Origin of the sequence: Bacillus sp. JJ1474, from assembly GCF_036965225.1 — a bacterium.
Classification (GTDB): domain Bacteria; phylum Bacillota; class Bacilli; order Bacillales; family Cytobacillaceae; genus Cytobacillus.
This window is the reverse complement of record NZ_JBALPC010000161.1, coordinates 1-3,208: the sequence shown is the minus strand read 5'-3', so window position 1 is coordinate 3,208 and position 3,208 is coordinate 1. Positions and strand designations below refer to the sequence as shown.

Annotated in this window: 2 protein-coding genes; both read left to right on the top strand. The window is 35.3% G+C overall.

Features of this window, described 5'->3' with window-relative positions; all coding sequences use genetic code 11:
- Positions 1 to 75: 75 nt before the first annotated feature.
- Positions 76 to 1,053 (top strand): L-lactate dehydrogenase, encoded by a 978-nt coding sequence (locus tag V7164_RS18240; RefSeq protein ID WP_335354815.1) that lies wholly within the window; start codon positions 76 to 78, stop codon positions 1,051 to 1,053.
- 1,180 nt (positions 1,054 to 2,233) lie between these two features.
- A complete protein-coding gene (locus V7164_RS18230) occupies positions 2,234 to 2,986 on the top strand; it encodes a GTP cyclohydrolase II (RefSeq protein ID WP_335345823.1) in 753 nt (250 codons plus the stop codon).
- Positions 2,987 to 3,208: the final 222 nt, after the last annotated feature.

The following is a 3,208-nucleotide window of genomic DNA, read 5'->3' as shown; positions in this document are numbered from 1 at the left end:
CCATTTACTTGTAGCTATTTTTGTGAAATATTATTTAAAGGTAACATCTTTGACGAAAGCTTAGGAGGTATTAGTATGAAAAAAAATAAATTAGTCATCGTTGGCGTTGGGCATGTTGGATCATACGTTTTAGCCGATGCTATGAAGCTTGGCCTTTTTTCTGAAATTGCTGTTATTGATAGTAGAGAGGAAGTTGCTTTTGGCGAAGCATTAGACCAATCTCACGCAACTGCCCTTACATATATGTCCAACACGACAGTTCGTTCAGGTGATTATTCAGAATGTGCAGACGCAGATGTTATTATTTGTGCCGCTGGTCCAAGTGTCCTGAAAACTGATGAGGATGCAATGCCAGACCGGGCATTGTTGGCTGAAAAGAATGCAGAGGTTATTCGAGAGGTAATGACTGGGATAACTAAGTATACGAAGGAAGCCATTGTGATAATGATTACAAATCCATTAGATACAATGGTTTATATTGCTGAAAATGAATTTGGCTATCCGAAGGGTCGTGTCTTTGGAACTGGGACGATGCTTGATTCTGCACGTTTATGCTATGTCGTTGCTTCGAATTACAATATTGATCCAAAAAGTGTAACAGGATATATGATGGGTGAGCACGGCCATACAGCCTTCCCTGTTTTTAGCCGCTTAAATGTGAAAGGGTTTGGAGAAGGTGAATTGGATCAAGTTTTTGATGGAAAAGAACCTTTAAACAGAGAGAAAATGGGTCAGCAGGTCGTTAAAGAAGCATTTGCTGTTTTAAATAATAAAGGATGGACAAATGCAGGAGTGGCCCAGGCCGCAATTACATTAGCAAAAGCCATCATGCTTGATGAACGTAGTGTATATCCAGTTTCCACAACCTTACATGGGCAATATGGCTATGATGGAGATGTTGCACTAAGCATGCCATGTGTAATTGGGCGAAATGGCGTGGAAAAGCAATTAGAAATTAAATTGGACGAGCAGGAAACTGAGTGGCTGCATAAATCAGCAAAGTATATTCAGGATACGATGATAGTGGCTAAGACTGGCAAGGACTATTTGTAATGTAATTGTTCCCATCTCTGAAGGTGGGGACTTTTTAATATATTAAAAGATTAATAACAAGAACACTTGTTTGTGTAATATGTATAAGAGACTAGAAAATTATTTAAGGAGGGAGAGCATTGCCAAGAAAACCCGGGTGATTGAAAGTGAAGAATTAATCCCTAGCTCATCTATGCCTTTAAAGAAAGAGACGTTGTAATTGAAGATAATAATACTGATTATCTCTGTGAATAGAAAGTAGACGGGATTAGACTAATTGTTTCCAAACGGAAGGGGAAATTAAAGTTTTATACAAGGCATAATGATTGCAGTTCCCCAGTCAAAATGAGCTGATGCTTAAGGAACTTAGGTATTGTTTAAATAATATTTGTAAATGAGAGGTGTAGAAACCTCTCTTTTTTTATAGAAAACATTTGTTTTATAAGCTTATTCAAGTCTATCTTTATGTCTATCCTATCTAAATGGAGCTGAATATTTTGGAAAATAAAAGCAAACCTATTACTACTTCTGATGAATATGATTTTCTATTTTTTCCTAAAGGAGAAGGGTTAGCAAAAGAAAAAGAAAGGAAAGGTACCTTATGTCAATTTCTTTGACGTAAAAGGGCAACTCTTATGTAGATTGACACAAAGTTACCTACTAGGTTGCTAACGCCACAGCATTCGGTAAACCTTCTTAATCTGTACATAAGTTGCGCCATTTGTTGCTACAAGATAACAAGCTGAAATAAATGATGTACCAAAGCTAAGACGACCTGGACATTCTTCCATTGAAACGATTTATACTCATATTAGAAACGAGGATCTAAAAACAGCAATTAATAAATTCAATATGCCAATAGATTAATGAGCAGCAAGTGCGGGAATAACAGAGGTTTACACGATATTTAGTAATTTTGTGTCATAGTTTCAGTATCTTTTTGTACATGCTTCCCTCAAGTGTTCTACTCTTTTTAAATCCAATATGCTTGTTCTTACGTAATTTTCCCCCGTTTAATTAATTACATTTATATTATTGAACAAAAACATCTAGTGGGTCTAGAGAAACCTTTTGTCAGCTAACTAAAAATGTAAAAGGGATGAAAAAAAGTTTCTTATAAGAAAAAAAAGTAAGATTGCCACAATTCCATGAGTTTATTTGTTGTCGTAGTAAATACTATTTTAAAAAAGGAGATCGGAATATGAAAAAAACATTCGACACTAAAGTCTTAGGGGTTTTAGAAGACAAAATCCAATTAATTAAGACCAATAAACGTGCTATTTATTTAGTTGGTCCGATTAGGCTTCCTGTTAATTTATATGGAGATACTGTTGTTTTCCATTGGTATTGCTGGCTGAATTGTGATGAGGTAACGGAGGATTTTGAAAGGATTATTGATAAATTATCTTCTGTAAACCTAGCCGAGCTACAACAATCCAGCGTCCTAGTCTATGGTGATTTTGAATATGACGATAATGCTATTATTAGATTGCATTCTATCTGTCATACGGGCGATATTTTTGGTAGTAAGAGATGTGATTGTGGTTTCCAATTAAAGCAATCCATGAAAATGATTTCAGAACACGGGAATGGTGCTTTATTTTATCTAGCTAACCATGAGGGAAGAGGAATTGGCTTATTTAGTAAGGCGATGGCTTACATTTTACAAGAGAATGGTTATGACACTGTTGAAGCCAATGAGGCACTTGGTTTTGTTGATGACTCTAGAAATTATGGAGATGCAATTCTTGTCCTTAAAGCATTACGCACAAAACCTGTTACACTTATAACCAACAACCCTAAAAAACTTCAAGCATTAAAAACAGCAGGTCTTGAGGTTTCAGGTAGAGAATCTATTTGGGGGGATATTTCGGAATATAACGAGAAGTATTTGAAGACAAAAGTTAATAAGTCTGGTCATATTGAAGAGAAAGGGACTTGTTGTAATGATTAACAATGATTTAAGTGGAATTCGTCTAAATAAATGAATAAGCGTTGAAAGAGGTAAGAAGGACATCTGTTTTGTATAAATCACAAAACCCAATCAGAGTTGGTTGGGTTCTACTTGCTGTTTTTATAACTAGGTATATAAATTTTTATAACTTGAATTGCTAATTATTTTAATCGTTAAGCAGCCCACCAGTTCATCGATAAAAACCATAGCTTTTAATTTAGC